The following is a 15,028-nucleotide window of genomic DNA, read 5'->3' as shown; positions in this document are numbered from 1 at the left end:
CGGACGACCGACAGTGCCGGGCGGCGGGCCGACGAGTCAGAGGGTGGCCGCGGTCCACCTCCCGTCGTCGGCCCTGTCGATGTGCGCCTCGACGAGCAGCGCTCCGAGGATCGCGAGGGTGTCGGGAATCGCGAAACCCAGCTCGTGCGCGAGAGCGCCGGTCTCCTGCGGGCCGTGCTCCCGGAGAGCAGCGACGATCCGGGAGGCGGGCCCGGGCGCGACGTCCTCGGCAGGGCTCTCCCTCGCGCCGAGGAGCTCGAGGACCTCCGGAGCCGTGGTGACGCACGTCGCCGCGAACTCGCGGAAGAGGCGGTGGCAGCCTGCCGAGGACGCGCTCGTCACGGGTCCGGGGACGGCGCCGAGCGGACGGCCGAGGGCCGCCGCATGGCCCGCGGTGTTCAGCGAGCCCGAGCGGGCCCCCGCCTCCACGACGACTGTCGCGTCCGCGGACGCCGCGATGAGCCTGTTCCTCTGGAGGAATCGCCACCTCGTGGGAGTCGTTCCCGGCGGCACCTCCGTCACCACCGCGCATCCGGGAGTCGCGATGATGCGGTGCAGGAGTTCGGAGTGGGCGGTCGGGTAGAGCCGGTCGGGGCCGCCGGCGAGGAAGGCGACGGTGCGTCCTCCGGCGCCGAGGACGGCGCGGTGACCGACGGCGTCGATCCCGAAGGCTCCGCCCGAGACGACGAGGACGCCGCGGTCCGCGACTCCTGCGGCCAGTTCGGCCGTGACGTGCTCGCCGTAGCCGGTCGCCGCCCGTGCACCGACGAGGGCCAGCCGGTGGGAGGGGGCGAAGGCGTCGGTGTCGCCGCGCGCCCACAGGACGAGCGGCGCGTGCGGTCCGAGATCGTTCATCGACTCCGGCCAGCCGGGCGAGCCCGGGAGGAGCAGATGAGCCCTCAGCTTCTGCGCGATCTCGACCCGGCGCAGGAGCAGCGCGCGATCCAGACGCGGCCGCCAGCGATCGAGACCCGCCGCGAGAGCGGTCAGCTCGCCGGGAGTGCAGTCGGAGTCGGCGAGGATCTCGGAGGCGGTCGCCGACGAGACCACGTGCGCAAGCGCTGTCGCGGGCCCGCAGGCGTCGACGAGCATCGCCGCCACGGCGTCCCCCGGTTCCGTCAGACCGCTCCAGGCCGCGCGAGCGAGCACCTCAGCCGGGTCGGAGGGGTCGCCGACGGCGAGCAGGGACCGCCCGGCGCGGAGCTCGGTGCGATCGAAGAGGTCGGCGGTCATGACGCACCTCCGCGCAGGACGAGCGCACGACCCAGGTGTGCGGCCGAGGGGCGGTCGACGTCGTCGAGATCGGCGAGCGTCCAGGCCAGGCGGAGGACGCGGTCGTAGCCCCGCATGGTGACGAGTCCGCGCTCGAGCGCCTTGTCGAGAGTGCGGGATTCGGCGGCGGTCGGCCGCTGGTCCGTGGCGCGGAGCCAGCTCCCGGAGACCTCGGCGTTCGTCGACCAGGGCGTTCGACGGAGGCGCTCTGCGGCAAGGACGCGAGCGGCGGTCACGCGACGGCGCGCCTCGGCTGTGGTGGTGCCCTGTTCGTCCCGCCGAGCGGCGAGCTGGGCGGCACCGATCCTCCGCACCGTCAGGCGGATATCGACCCGATCGAGCAAGGGACCGCTCAGCCGCGCGAGGTAGCGGCGGCGCAGCGCGGGAGCGCAGGTGCAGGTCTCCCCCGGGATGCCGTGCCGGCCGCACGGGCAGGGGTTCGCCGCGAGGACGAGTTGGACGCGCGCGGGGAACTCGGCGACCGCGTTCGCCCGGTGGATGCGGATCACCCCCGACTCGAGCGGTTGCCGGAGTGCATCGAGAGCGACGGAGCTGAACTCCGGCGCCTCGTCGAGGAAGAGGACGCCGCGGGTGGCGCGGGCGACGGCTCCGGGGCGGATGCGTCCGCTGCCTCCGCCGACGATCGCGGCGGCCGAGGCGGAGTGGTGCGGGCTCTCGAACGGCGGACGGCGGACGAGGGCGCCGCCGGTTGGAGTACCGACGAGGGACCGCATGAAGGTCGCCTCGAGCGCGGCGTCGTCGTCGAGGTCGGGCAGGATGCCGGGCAGCCGCGACGCGAGCATCGTCTTCCCCGCGCCGGGCGGACCCAGGAGGAACACGTGGTGACCACCGGCCGCCGCCGCGATCATCGCCTCCGCGGCTTCCTCGTTGCCGATCACGTCGGCGAAGTCCAGGCGCGAGACGGGTTCGACGGGGACTGTCATCGCAGTCGCGGGCTCCGGCAGCACCGGCACCTCCCACTCCGCCCCGTGCCACACCGCAGCCGCCGCGAGCGACGACACGGCGATGATCTCGACTCCGTCGATCAGCTCCGCCTCGGCGCGGTCCTCGAGCGGCACCATGACGCGCCGCCGTCCTGCCCGGGCCGCGGCGAGCACCGCGGGCAGCACGCCGGGCACCGAGCGCAGCCGTCCGTCGAGACCGAGCTCACCGACGTGGACCACGGCCGCCACGGACTCGCCGTTCACCTCCCCCAGTGCCGCCAGCGCGGCGAGTCCGATCGCGAGATCGAACGCGGACCCGTGCTTGGGCATCGCCGCCGGCGAGAGGTTCACCGTGATCTTGTACTCCGAGATCACGCTGCCCGAGTTGATCGCCGCCGACCGCACCCGCTCCTTCGCCTGCGACAGCGCCGCATCCGGCAACCCGATGATCCCGATGCCGGGAGTGCCGTCGGAGGAGTGCGCCTCCACTCCGACGACCGCACCGGTGAACCCGACGAGACCCACCGCGGAGGTGCGGCCCATCCCCATCACGCCACCGCCCGGAAGTGCCGCACCTGCACCGGCACCCCGTCCGGCGCGATGATGCCCACCGCGTCGATCCGCAGATGCCGCGACCGCTGATCGTGCTCCCGCGCCCACGCATACGCGAGCCGCCGCAACCGCTGCGCCTTCGCCCTGGTGATCGCTTCGATCGGCATCCCGAACCGCGCCGAGGAGCGCGTCTTCACCTCCACCACCACCAGCGCCACACCCTCGCGCGCCACGATGTCCAACTCGCCCTCCCGTACCCGCCAGTTCCGGTCCAGGAGCTCGAAGCCCTTCGCCCTCAGATGCTCAGCAGCGATGTCCTCGCCCCGCCGTCCCAACTCGTCTTTGTCCATCACGACCTCCCGCACGAACCCTCACCGAGAAGGCACGCGCGGGAGGCCCCGTCGGAACGAACTGGGGAGAGGCGAGCGGATGCGGATGTGTGAGGGACTCAGACCACCCGAGTGATCCGCAGTGCCAGCGCCTGTCCCTCCGGCAGCTCGACCGCACCGTCGGCGTACGCGTCGTTGCGCAGCACCTCCGTCAGCGCGAAGCGCCGGCCCACCGGGGTCATGGTCATGCCCCAGGTGTCGATAACGTCGACCTCGAAGACGTCGCCCACCTCGAGCCGCTCCCCCACGTTCCCCTGCGGCAGCCGGAAGCTCCACGACGCGGGCGACGACGACCCCAGATACTGCACGTACTGCACCCGCGGAACCCCGGCCACGTAGCCCGGGTCGTCCCACCGGTCGATCGGATCCAGGCCGGGCACCACCAGCGAGTCGAGCACCTCGCGGAGGAACCCGAGGCGGGCCGGACTCGTGCCCCGCAGCTCCCCGCCCTCCACGATGTGCAGGCTGCCGCTCTCGGTGCGGAAGCTCTCGCCGTGCGAGGCGTAGCAGCCGGCGACGGTCGCGACCCAGAAGCGGTGCACGAGCTCCTCGCCGGACAGATGGCCCCAGCGGTCCTGGATGTCGCCCTCGTACTTGATCTCGTCGAGGACGATCGGCTTGGGGTACGCGTCGCGGTAGAGCGAAGCGCGGCCGAACTGTTCCGTCGCCGCGCCGTTCTGGATCGACGCGTGGGTGACCCAGGGCTGGTTGTGGTCGTAGAACTCCATCCACTGGTGGATCGAGCGGAGGCGCTGGTGCGGGTCGACCTCGGCCAGCAGCTCGCCGAGGCGAGTCCAGCGCTCGACGGGACGCGGCAGGATGTCGAACTCGTTGCAGAGCGACCACCATACGTTCGAGAACGCGGACAGGCGGGCGACGAGGTAGCGCAGGTACGCCGCGTCCTCCTCCTCGCTAAAGCCGTCGAGTCCGAAGGCGCCGCCGTCGTAGGAGTTGAGGATCAGGACGTCGGCCTGGATCCCGTGCTGGCCGAGCGTCACGACGGCCTCGTCCAGGCGCCGGAAGAAGGCGACGACGGGGCGCGAGACGTCCCACCGTCCGTCCTCGCCGCGCTCGAAGGGCAGCAGCTCGGGCACGTGCTCCACGTGACCGCCCGCCTGCGGGAACACCAGGAAGCGCAGCTTCGTGAATCCTGCGTCGACGATCGCGGTGACCGTCGAGGCGACCAGCTCGTCGGTCTGGTGCAGCCAGTTGTAGACGGTCGCCCCGACCGGACGGTACGGCGTGCCGTCGGCGTGGGCGAAGTGGTACGTCGCGACCACGCCCACGGGGCCGGGGGTCTCGCGCGGGTCGACCGAGACCGACCCCGACGCGCCGTCCAGTTCGGCCGTGCCGCTGCGGCTCGTCCACGACCACGGACCCTCGAGCGACGGGCTGAAGCGCACACGGTAGACGTCGTCGCCGTCCCAGAAGCCCGGCACCTCGACCGACGCGTCGGCGTGCCGGAAGAGCACGGTCACCGGCGTGCGATCCGCCGGAAGCGCTTCGGCGGGACCGCGGAGCTCGAGCTCGACGACGCCTCCGACCGCGGTCATCGGCCGCTCTCGAGCACGCCGTCCACGCGGCGGGGCACGCCGAGCGGGTTCGACTCCCGGAGCTCCTCGGGCAGCAGCTGCTCCGGTGCGTCCTGGAACGCGATCGGGCGCTGGAAGCGGCGGACGCTCGTTGCACCGACGGAGGTGAAGAGCGAGGTCGTGGCCGGCCAGGGTCCGCCGTGGTGCTGCGACCAGGTGACCGCGACGCCGGTCGGCCAGCCGTCGAACAGCACGCGGCCGACGCGCTCGGCGAGCACGGCGACGAGTGCGGCGACGTCCTCCCCCGGCTCCGCGTGCACGGTGCCGGTGAGCGAGCCCTCGAAACCGGCCAGCGCCGCGACCGCCTCCTCGAGGCCGGAGTAGGTGACGAGCAGCGTGACGGGGCCGAACAGCTCCTCGCGCAGGAGCGGCTCCGCGAGCAGCACCTCGAGGGGCACGCGCAGGAGGCCCGGCGTGACCCCCTCGGGGCCGGCGGTCGCCTCGGTCAGCACCTCGACGCCCGGGAGCGCGGCGAGCGAGGCCCAGCCGCCCGCGAACGCGTCGGCGATCGACGGAGTCAGCAGCTCGGCGGCCGCGGTCCCCGCCACGGCCGACGCGGCGGCACCGGGGATCGCGCTCGCCTCGGGCACCAGCACGATGCCGGGCTTGGTGCAGAACTGACCCGCGCCCAAGGTGAACGACGCCGCGAGTCCGCGCGCCAGCTCGTCGGCCCGGGCGTCGCTCGCTCCCGGAGTGACGACGACCGGGTTCACGCTGCCGAGCTCGCCGTAGAACGGGATCGGGTCGGGTCGTCCGGTCGCGATGTCGAAGAGGGCGCGACCGCCCGCGACCGAGCCGGTGAAGGACGCGGCTCGGACGGCCGGATGCGCGACCAAGGCCGTGCCCGCCTCGCGCCCCTCCACCAGGGCGAACACGCCGTCGGGCGCGCCCGCCTCGCGCAGGGCGTCGGCCACGACCTCGGCCGTGCGCCGGGAAAGCTCCCGGTGCCCGCTGTGCGCCTTGACGATCACGGGGCACCCGGCCGCCAGAGCGGCGGCCGTGTCTCCGCCCGCCACGGAGAACGCGAACGGGAAGTTCGAGGCGGCGAAGTTCGCGACGGGACCCAGCGGCACGAGGATGCGGCGCAGATCCGGACGCGGCGGCACCGCCTGCGGGGCGGCGTGGTCGATCACGGCCTCGCGGAACGAGCCCTCGCGGACCACCGCGGCGAACAGGCGGAGCTGCCCCGTCGTGCGCGCGACCTCGCCCACGAGGCGGGCCGGGGCGAGGTGCGTCTCGTCGTTCGCGATCGCGACGAGCTCGTCGCGGGCGGCGTCGAGGGCGTCGGCCACCGCCTCGAGCCAGCCCGCGCGGTCGGTGTCGGGGGTCGAGCGCAGGATGCGGGCGGCCGAGGAGGAGCGGTCGAGGACGGCGTCGAGCGCGGTCGTCTCGGTGAGGGTCACGGGGTCTCCAGGAGGTCGAGGTGAGGGGCGGTGAGGTCGAGGCCGAGGCCGAGAGACGTGCCGACGGTCGCGGTGGCGCCGTCGATCCGCACCGGAGAGGGGAACGCGAGGACGCCGAGGGCGTCGAAGCCGGCGTCCTCCACGTCCTCGACCCAGGTCGGCTGCTCGCGCGCGACGGCGAGCTGCGCCGAGAGGTCGGGCAGGAGGTGCGGGGCGACGATGACGCCGCGCTCGTCGGCCAGCGCGGCGATGGCGAGGAACGGCGTGATTCCGCCCACGCGGATGACGTTGGGTTGCACGACTCCGGCGTACCCGTCGTCCATCGCCTCGCGGAAGCGGTGGACCGTGTGCAGGTTCTCGCCGAGGGCGATGCGCACGTCGATCCGTTCGGCGAGTCGGCGGTACCCGGCGGTGTCGTCGGCGCGCAGCGGCTCCTCGATCCAGTCGAGACCGAACTGCGCCAGCTCGCCGGCGGCGCGCGCCGCTTGCTCGACGTCCCAGCGCTGGTTGGCGTCGATCATCAGCAGGCGTTCGGGGCCGAGCAGTTCGCGGACCAGTCCGACTCGCGCGACGTCCTCGCCGAGGTCCGGTCGGCCGACCTTGATCTTGACGGCGTCGAGGCCGCGAGCGATCCAGCGCCGGACCTGCTCGGCGAGCTCGTCCTCGCTGTAGTGCAGGTTGACCCCGGAGCCGTAGACGGGCAGCCGCTCCTGCCTGCGGCCGAGCAGGTCGGGCAGGCCGAGACCCCGCGAGCGCGCCCGCATGTCCCAGAGCGCCAGGTCGAGACCGGCCATGGCGATGGTCGTGATCCCTCCCCCGCCCGCCTCGTGCAGGTGCTCCCACAGCCGGGGCCAGAGCACCTCGGGATCCGCCTCGCGCCCGAGCGCGAACCGGCGGACGTCGTCGCGCAGCAGCGCGGCGACGGCGCTCGCCCCGATGGTCGGCGTCCACGAGAAACCGGAGCCGGAGCAGCCGTCCGAGTCGCGGACGTCGACCCGCACGAGGTGCAGATCGGGCGCCGACGGCACCCAGGGCCGCGGCATGCGGGCCGAGAGCGACCGGACGCTGATCGCCTCGATCGTGCTCATGCGGCGACGAGCTCCTCACCCGCGCGCAGGAGGCCCGCGAGTCGCTCGAGGTGCTCGGCTCCCGGGTCGGTCAGGGGGAGCGCACTCCGCCGACCTCGGCGCCGGAGAGCCGGAGACCGGCCTTGATCAGCGAGACGGCGTAGCCCGGGGTCGTGTCGCGCAGGTGGATGAGCGGATGGAAGAAGCCGACCAGCAGGCGGTCGCAGGCGGCCTGATCGCCCGCCGTGTACGCGCGGTAGAACGCGGTGGCGATCGCCGGGGCCATCGCGAAGACGGCGGAGGAGTAGAGGGGCACGCCCAGCGCGCGGTACGCCGCCTGGCTCGCCTCCGCGGTGAGGAGCCCGTTGAAGAACTGCAGGTCGTCGCGGACGCTCCGCGCGGCGAGCACGATCTCCTGCGCGAGGGCGACGTCGCCCACGCCGTCCTTGAACCCGGCGATGGTCGGGTGCTCGGTCACGAGCCTCCGCACCGTCTCGGCCGTGAACTGCGCGGTGCCGCGGTGGTACACGACGACCGGCAGCCCGGAGGCGTCGGCCACCCGGCCGACGTAGCGGGACAGTCCGTCCTGCGAGGAGCCGACGAGATAGGGCGGCAGGAGGAGGACGCCGTCGACGCCGACTCCCTCGAGATCCCGCACCGAGGCGACGGCCTGGCCGATGGGCCCGCCCACGCCGGCGAGCACCGGCACGCGTCCGCCCACGACCTCGACCGCGGTGCGGGAGACAGCCAGCGACTCCTGGGGAGACAACGCGTGGAACTCGCCCGTGCCGCAGGCGGCGAACACACCGCCGGGACCGTGCTCGAGACCCGCCGAGAGGACCTGCGCCGTCACCTCCGAGGTCGACGTCGCCGCCGGCGTCGAAGGCGGTGACGGGGAAGTACAGGGGGCCGTCGTGGAAGGCGAGGGTCATGAGGGGGTCCTTTGCGAGAGGGCGGGTTCGTGAGCGGAGGCCGCGAGCGCGTCCGACGGCAGGAGGGAGGCGAGCGCGGCCGGATCGAGTTCCGTCCGCCACGAGCGCCGGGCCACCCACCCGGTGTCGCGCTCGGCGGCCGAGCTGTCGAACGCGGGCAGCGTGCCCAGGAGGTTCCGGGCCGCGGAGGCGGTGCCCGGGACGTGCTCCGGCAGCAGCTCGGCGAGCGGACGGGTGGCGAACGCGTCCTGAGCACCGACGAAGTAGCAGGCACCGCTCGGAGCCGAATCGGCGGCGAGCCAGCGCTCGACGAACTCCCCCGCGTCCCGGGCGTCGACGTAGTTGAAGAGCGAGACGGAGGCCAGCGCCGGGTCGCGCAGTCGATCCAGGATCGAGTGCCCCTGCTGGGTGGTCGCGCCGGCCCACTCCTCGGGAGCGATCACGAAGCACGGGCGGAAGGACGCGAAGCGGACGCCGGGCGTCGACCGCGCGAACATCGCGGCCATCTCCTCGACGCAGACCTTCGACAGCGAGTAGGCGTGCGCGGGGGCCACCGGGATGCGCTCGTCGAGCGGCAGCCGCTCGGGGACCCAGTCGCGCGCTCCGTAGCCGAGGACGGTCGGGCTCGACGCGACCAGCACCCGCGTCGCGCCGGCGGCGACGGCGGCCTCGACGACCGAGAAGGCCATGACCGTGTTCGTCGTGAAGATGCGGTGCTCGGGGGCGCTGAACGGCACGGCGATCGCGGCCAGGTGGACGACCGCGTCCGGAGCGATGCCGGCGAGGACCGTGCGCGCGGCGACCGCGTCGACCAGGTCGACGGCGACCGCCCCCGGCCCCTCCGGCAGCTCGCGATCCAGTGGACGGACGTCGTGGCCTGCGCCGCGCAGCACCGCCACCACGCTCCGGCCGAGCCGGCCCGATGCTCCTGTCACAGCGATGCGCATGCTCCGCCTCCCATTGCACCGGCGATGTCGTCGACAAGTCAGAAACCGGTTTCTCGCCCACCGTAGCGGTCGGATATCCTCGCGGCAAGGGATCCGCCACAATGGGACCCCGCACGCCAGGAGGACCCGGATGAGCACACCAGAGCAGGCGCGACCGGCCCGGATCGCCGACGTGGCCGCCGCCGCGGGCGTCTCCCGAGCCACCGTCTCGCGCGTGATGAACGGCCTGGCCACGGTCGATCCGGCGATCGCCGAACGCGTCCGCACGGCCGCGGTCTCGCTCGACTACCGCCCCAGCGAGATCGCCCGCAACCTCTCCCTGGGACGCACGCACACGGTGGCCGTGGTCGTTCCCGACCTCGGGAACCCGATGTTCCAGGCCATCCTGCGAGGGGTGACCCGCGCCGCCGCGGAAGACGGCTACCGGGTGCTCGTCGGGGACACGCAGGAGACCGCGGAGGCCGAGCCGGACGCCGCCGTCCAGGCGCGGCGCCGCTGCGACGCGCTGATCCTCTGCGCCCCGCGCATGAGCGACGAGCGCCTGGCCCGGATCGTCGACGAGACGGCGCCGGTGGCCCTGATCAACCGTGTCGTGGCGCGGGACGGAGTGCCGCAGGTCTCGATGGACTACGCGCAGGCCGTGAACCTCGTCGTCGACCACCTGGTCGAGCTCGGTCATCGGCACCTGGTCTACCTCGGCGGACCGATCACGAGCGCCTCGAACCGGCTCCGCATCGCCGGCCTCGACGCGGCGGAAGCGCGCATCGACGGTCTGCGGATCGACCGGCGGACGGTGGGCTCGAGCCTGGACGACGGCTTCGAGAGCGCCGAGGCGGTCCTCGAGACAGGAGCGACCGGAGTGGTCGCCTTCAACGACCTGACCGCGCTGGGACTCCTCTCGCGGCTGCGCGAGCTGGGGGTCGACGTGCCCGGGCGCCTCTCGGTGGTCGGTGTCGACGACATCCCCTACGCGCGGTTCAGCGAGCCGACTCTGACCACCGTCTCGGTTCCGCAGGACGATCTCGGGGTGGACACGTGGCGGCGACTCCGACTCGCGATCGACGGGCGGGCGGTCCCGGGTCCGCTCTGGCTCGAGGGAGCGCTCCGCCAGCGCGAGAGCTCCGGCCCCGCGCCGCGCTGAGCTCAGGCCGCGACCGCCTCCCCGTGCTCGGCGAGCTTCGCGAACAGGTCCTCGAGCAGGTAGCGCACGTCGATCCGCTCGACGACGGACACCGCCGACCCCGCCGTCGCCGGCTCCCAGTGCCCGGTCGAGGTGAAGCGGACGGGCGTCTGCCGACGGAACACCGCGCACCACGGATCCAGCATCAGGGCGATCGCCGGGGAGTCGCCGAGCGAGCGCGATTCCACCGGCACGCGGTGGTGCTCGCGGTTGAAGTCGGCGACGGTCTGCACGAGGTACCGGCCCAGCGCGCCGTGCGGCTCCACCTTGCGGCGCAGCTCGGCGTAGCCCACGCTCACCAGGCGGTAGACGTCCGACGGCACCTGCTGGAGGGTGATGCCGGAGCCGAAGACGACGTTGGCGGCCGCGATGTCGTTCCGCAGGTTGAACTCGGGCCAGGTGCCGCGCCACTCGACGTCGCCGTAGGGCGGGCCGCCGATCCAGATCACGGTGGTGTCGGTCGCGGCGAGGTCCGGAGCGAGGAGGAGCGCGCTCGCGACGTCGGTCAGCGGCCCGAGGACTGCGACGAACAGCGGTCCGGCATCGGCGCGACGCGCCTCCTCGATGATCAGGCGGGCGCCCGGGCTGTCCTGCGGCTCGGTCTCACCGGCCAGCGCGCCGGTCGCTCCGTTCGCGATCGGCACCGTGCCGGTGCGTCCCATCAGCTCCAGGAGGCGGTCGAGCTCCTCGCGCGAGTCGAGCATCGACCGCGACGACCGGGAGTCGCCGAAGTGGGAGGGCACGACGGCCCGGACGTCGAGGGACGGCGAGAGCAGGGCGTGCACGACGGCGAACTGGTCGTCGGCCTCGTTCGCGACGTCCGACACCACGATGACGCGGCGGGTGCGGGGGTCGTCGACGATCACCGCGGCGCCTCCCCGTCGCGGTCCATCGCCAGGGCGGCGAGGGCCAGCGGACCCGCCATCACGACGACCAGCAGCGGCACGACGGCGATCACGGCGCCGGCGGAGGCGACGGCCAGGATCAGGACGACGGTCCCGCCGGCGTCGGCGGACATCCGGCGCCACGCCAGGGCGAGAGTGCGGCGAGCCGGCACATCGTCGCGCCAGGCCCCCGCCACCCGCAGCGCCACGGCGCCCGCGGTCGCCGCGAGCACGATCGGGACGACCGCGGCGGCGGTCGGGTCGGCGCCGAGGAACGGCAGCACGAGCACATCGAGCACGAGCAGCGCCGTGACGACGGTGGGCAGCAGCAGCTGCGCCACCGGGTGCCGGAGGCGCCGGCCGAAGGCCCGCAGGACGGAGCCGACGCTCACGTGCCCGTCCGCCGCCCGCGCCTCCCGGAGAGCCTGCACCCCCGCCCCGAGGGCGGCGAAGCCGGTGACGACGGGCAGGGACAGAGCGAAGACGAGGACTCCGGTGTAGAGCACGTCCGCGAACGCGTGGAAGGTGTCCGAGTGGGGATCGAGGCCGCTGCGGCGCCGGATCGGAGCCGGCGCACGGTCGTCGACCCTCGTCGCGCTCATCCCTTCAGCCCCGACGTCGCGACCCCGTCGACGAGGTAGCGCTGGAAGAGCGCGAAGAAGATGACCACGGGCAGGATCGCGAGCACGCTCATCGCGAACATCGGGCCGAACGCCGACGCGCTCGTCTGGTCGACGAAGAGCCGCAGACCCATCTGCAGCGTGAACGACTCCGGCCTGTTCAAGTAGATGAGCTGCGGGAAGAAGTCGTCCCAGCTCCAGATGAACGAGAAGATCGTCGTCGTGATGAGTGCCGGCCGCATCAGCGGCAGGATGATCGACCAGAACGAGCGGTACGGACCGGCGCCGTCGATGAACGCGGCCTCGTCGAGCTCGCGCGGGATGCCCCGGATGAACTGCACCATCAGGAAGACGAAGAACGCCTCCGTCGCCAGGAACTTGGGCAGCACGAGCGGCAGGAACGTCCCCACCATCCCGAGCTCGTTGAAGATGATGAACTGCGGGATCAGGACCACGTGCATCGGCAGCATGATCGTGGAGATCATGAAGGCGAACAGCAGCCCGCGCCCGCGGAATCTCAGCCGCGCGAAGGCGTACGCCGCCAGGGCGCAGCTCACCACGTTGCCGATGACCGACAGCGCCGAGATGGTGAGCGAGTTCCCGAGCAGCTGGGCGAGGCTCAGTCCCGCCACGCCCTGCACCGCGATCTCGAAGTTCTCGAGGGTGAACTGCCGCGGGATCGGCGTGGGGTTCGTGAGGATCTCCGTGCCGGGCTTGAACGCCGACCCGAGGAGCCAGAGCACGGGGTACAGCAGCACCGCGAGCAGGGCGAACGAGAAGACGTGCCAGGCGACCGAGGCGAGCCGCGCCTTCAGGAGCGGGGGGCGGTGGGCGACGGCGGCGGGGCGCGCGGCGGTGGCGGTCATCGGTCGTCTCCTGCGTAGTGGACCCATCCGCGGGAGCTCCGGAAGATGAGGGCCGTGACGACGGCGATCACGATGAGCAGGAACCACGCCATGGCGGAGGCGTAGCCCATGTCGAACGCCGTGAACGCCCGGTCGTAGAGGTAGAGCGTGTAGAAGAGCGTCGAGTCGATCGGCCCGCCGCGCCCGCCGCTGACCACGTACGCCGACGTGAACGACTGGAACGCTCCGATCATCTCGAGCACCAGGTTGAAGAAGAGGACGGGCGAGAGCATCGGCCAGGTGACCGACCAGAAGCTGCGCCACTTGCCCGCTCCGTCGACCGACGCCGCGTCGTACAGCTCGGACGGCACCTGCTTCAGCCCGGCGAGGAAGATCACCATCGGCGCGCCGAACTGCCACACAGCGAGCGAGACCAGCACGTAGAGCGCGAGCGACGGGTTCGAGATCCAGCCGCCGAGGTCGAGCCCGACGAGTCCGAGACCGGAGTCGACGACGCCGTCCTGCGAGTAGAGCGTGCGGAAGACGATGGCGACCGCGACGCTCGCTCCGAGGAGGGACGGCGCGTAGAACGCCGAGCGGTAGAAGCCCTGCCCCCGCCGGGGACGGTTGAGCAGCAGCGCCACGGCGAGGGCGAGGCCCAGCTTCAGCGGGACCGCGACCAGGACGTAGGTGAGCGTCACGCCCACGGACTTCCAGAACCGCGGATCCTCCGTCAGCATGCGCTGGTAGTTGTCGAACCCGACGAACTGCGGCTGCGTGAACAGGTCGTAGTCGGTGAACGAGAGGACCAGCGAGGCGATCATCGGCCCGATGGTCAGCAGGGTCGCCCCGATCACCCACGGCGAGAGGAACACCCAGGCGGCGCTCTCGGACCGCCGCTTCGACCTCCTCGGGCGGGTGGGCGCGCTCGCGGGCGCCTGGAGGGAGGGCGGGGTGACCGCCTCTTCGGTGAGGGTCATCGCCGTGCCTCCTGATGGGGTGACCCCGCCGACCGGCGGGTCACGAGATCGCGGCCTCGAAGGTCGCGTAGAGCGACTTCGCGGCGTCCTTGTTCGACTGCTGACCGAAGGTGATGCCCTCGTAGGCGAGGGTGAAGTCGGCGGGCAGGGTGCTCACTCCCGGAGGAGCCAGCGGCGCGGGGTCCGAGAACTGCGGCTGGTACTTCTGCACGAAGTCGTTGACGATCTTGTCGCCACCGCTCAGCGTCGGCGCCAGAGCGTCGTAGTTGTCGGTGTTGAGCGGGATGCCGCGGCTGAGCTTCAGGATCTCGGCCGCCTCGGGGTCGTTGATCAGGAAGTCGAGGAACGCGGCCGCCTCCTCGGGGTGGTCCGACTGCGGCGAGATCGCGGCCACGTTCGTCCCGGCCATGCCGAGCCCGATCACACCCGTGTCGGTCGGCATCGGAGCGAGTGCGACGTTGCCCTCCCCGAGCGTGTCGACGAACGCGCCGGTGATCGACGCCGCGATGAACTCGCCGGCGGCGAGCCCACGGGCGAATCCGGAGTTCTGCATGCTCTGGTCGATCGTCGACGTCGTCTGCGGGTCGGTCGAGGCGCCGGAGTCGCGCAGCTCCTGCATGAGGTCGAACCAGCCGAGCAGGTCCTTCTCGGTGAAGCCGAGCTCGCCGTCCTCGGTGAACAGGAGCTTGTCCTGCTGGCTCAGCCAGGTCGAGAACAGGGCGATGTAGCCGCCCGGGTCGCTGATCGCGGCTTTGGCGCCTCCGCTGGCCTCGCGGATGGCGGTGCCCGCGTCGATCAGGTCGTCCCAGGTGAAGTCCTCGTCCGGCGTCTCGAGTCCGGCGGCGGCCCAGACGTTGGGGTCGTAGGCCCACCCGTAGGTGGCGGTGCCGAGAGTGAAGCCGTAGGTCTTCCCGTCGATCTGCCCGATCTTCTGCGTGGCCTCGGGGATCTTGTCGACCGAGATGATGTCGCCCACGTACTCGCTGATGTCGGTGGTGGCCTGCTTCTGCGTGTACTCCTTCACCGACTCCATGGGGATCAGGAACAGGTCGGGCTGCGACCCCGAGGCGATCTGCGTCGCGAGCTTGGGGATGTAGGAGTCGATGGCCGAGAAGGACGTCTCGACCGTCACTCCCGGGTTCTTCTCCTCGAACACGTCGATGGCGGCCTCGGTGAGCTCGGCACGCTCGTCGTTGCCCCACCACTGGAAGGAGATGGTGACGGGGCCGGCGGACTCCTCGCCGGCCTCCTGGGACGGGCCGGAGCAGGCGGTGACGCTCACGGCCAGGCCGAGCGCGACGGCGCCGGCGCTGAAAGCCCTGAGCGCCCGGTGCGGGGTGGGACGGATCATGTGCAACTCCTCGTTGAGCGTGCGCCCGGTTCGGGCGATGGCGGCGGCCGGGTCAGGTCGCTCGAGACGG

Annotated in this window: 13 protein-coding genes and 1 pseudogene; 1 reads left to right on the top strand and 13 read right to left on the bottom strand. The window is 72.5% G+C overall.

Annotation, left to right across the window (positions count from 1 at the left end; all coding sequences use genetic code 11):
• Positions 1 to 36: 36 nt before the first annotated feature.
• From dprA to AC0CID_RS02965, 8 genes and pseudogenes are all read right to left on the bottom strand, one after another.
• Positions 37 to 1,233 (bottom strand): DNA-processing protein DprA, encoded by a 1,197-nt coding sequence (gene dprA, locus AC0CID_RS03000; protein WP_465225738.1) that lies wholly within the window; start codon positions 1,231 to 1,233, stop codon positions 37 to 39.
• Positions 1,230 to 2,765: a YifB family Mg chelatase-like AAA ATPase gene (locus tag AC0CID_RS02995; protein ID WP_465228037.1), complete on the bottom strand. Its 1,536-nt coding sequence runs from the start codon at positions 2,763 to 2,765 to the stop codon at positions 1,230 to 1,232. The genes dprA and AC0CID_RS02995 overlap by 4 nt, the downstream gene beginning before the upstream one ends.
• Positions 2,765 to 3,118 carry a YraN family protein gene (locus AC0CID_RS02990; RefSeq protein WP_465225737.1) on the bottom strand — a complete coding sequence of 118 codons (354 nt, stop codon included), beginning with the start codon at positions 3,116 to 3,118 and terminating at the stop codon, positions 2,765 to 2,767. The genes AC0CID_RS02995 and AC0CID_RS02990 overlap by 1 nt, the downstream gene beginning before the upstream one ends.
• 98 nt (positions 3,119 to 3,216) lie before the next feature.
• Positions 3,217 to 4,710 (bottom strand): apiosidase-like domain-containing protein, encoded by a 1,494-nt coding sequence (locus tag AC0CID_RS02985; protein ID WP_465225736.1) that lies wholly within the window; start codon positions 4,708 to 4,710, stop codon positions 3,217 to 3,219.
• Positions 4,707 to 6,152, bottom strand: coding sequence for an aldehyde dehydrogenase (NADP(+)) (locus tag AC0CID_RS02980; RefSeq protein ID WP_465225735.1), 1,446 nt, complete (start codon positions 6,150 to 6,152; stop codon positions 4,707 to 4,709). The genes AC0CID_RS02985 and AC0CID_RS02980 overlap by 4 nt, the downstream gene beginning before the upstream one ends.
• On the bottom strand, positions 6,149 to 7,240 hold the full coding sequence (locus AC0CID_RS02975; protein WP_465225734.1) for a mandelate racemase/muconate lactonizing enzyme family protein: 1,092 nt from the start codon (positions 7,238 to 7,240) through the stop codon (positions 6,149 to 6,151). Before AC0CID_RS02975 ends, AC0CID_RS02980 begins: the two co-directional genes overlap by 4 nt.
• A pseudogene (locus AC0CID_RS02970) lies at positions 7,237 to 8,151 on the bottom strand (5-dehydro-4-deoxyglucarate dehydratase). The gene AC0CID_RS02975 and the pseudogene AC0CID_RS02970 overlap by 4 nt, the downstream one beginning before the upstream one ends.
• Entirely contained in the window at positions 8,148 to 9,098 is a 951-nt protein-coding gene (locus tag AC0CID_RS02965) for an NAD-dependent epimerase/dehydratase family protein (protein WP_465225733.1), read from the bottom strand. The pseudogene AC0CID_RS02970 and the gene AC0CID_RS02965 overlap by 4 nt, the downstream one beginning before the upstream one ends.
• A gap of 130 nt (positions 9,099 to 9,228) precedes the next feature.
• On the opposite strand from AC0CID_RS02965, the gene AC0CID_RS02960 reads away from it, so the two are divergent.
• Positions 9,229 to 10,239 carry a LacI family DNA-binding transcriptional regulator gene (locus tag AC0CID_RS02960; RefSeq protein WP_465225732.1) on the top strand — a complete coding sequence of 337 codons (1,011 nt, stop codon included), beginning with the start codon at positions 9,229 to 9,231 and terminating at the stop codon, positions 10,237 to 10,239.
• A gap of 2 nt (positions 10,240 to 10,241) precedes the next feature.
• On the opposite strand, the gene AC0CID_RS02955 is transcribed toward AC0CID_RS02960, so the two are convergent.
• The 5 genes from AC0CID_RS02955 to AC0CID_RS02935 are packed head-to-tail and all read right to left on the bottom strand — an operon-like array spanning position 10,242 to position 14,958.
• Entirely contained in the window at positions 10,242 to 11,144 is a 903-nt protein-coding gene (locus AC0CID_RS02955) for a nucleoside hydrolase (RefSeq protein WP_465225731.1), read from the bottom strand.
• On the bottom strand, positions 11,141 to 11,764 hold the full coding sequence (locus AC0CID_RS02950; RefSeq protein WP_465225730.1) for a hypothetical protein: 624 nt from the start codon (positions 11,762 to 11,764) through the stop codon (positions 11,141 to 11,143). Before AC0CID_RS02950 ends, AC0CID_RS02955 begins: the two co-directional genes overlap by 4 nt.
• Positions 11,761 to 12,648 (bottom strand): carbohydrate ABC transporter permease, encoded by an 888-nt coding sequence (locus tag AC0CID_RS02945; protein WP_465225729.1) that lies wholly within the window; start codon positions 12,646 to 12,648, stop codon positions 11,761 to 11,763. Before AC0CID_RS02945 ends, AC0CID_RS02950 begins: the two co-directional genes overlap by 4 nt.
• Complete coding sequence (locus AC0CID_RS02940) at positions 12,645 to 13,607, bottom strand: carbohydrate ABC transporter permease (RefSeq protein WP_465225728.1); 963 nt, start codon at positions 13,605 to 13,607, stop codon at positions 12,645 to 12,647. The genes AC0CID_RS02945 and AC0CID_RS02940 overlap by 4 nt, the downstream gene beginning before the upstream one ends.
• 40 nt (positions 13,608 to 13,647) lie before the next feature.
• Complete coding sequence (locus AC0CID_RS02935) at positions 13,648 to 14,958, bottom strand: ABC transporter substrate-binding protein (protein ID WP_465225727.1); 1,311 nt, start codon at positions 14,956 to 14,958, stop codon at positions 13,648 to 13,650.
• Positions 14,959 to 15,028 lie beyond the last annotated feature (70 nt).

The sequence above is a fragment of the Rathayibacter sp. AC451 genome, from assembly GCF_979253095.1.
The sequence above is the reverse complement of the archived record's forward strand: the minus strand, read 5'-3'. Positions and strand labels throughout refer to the sequence as shown.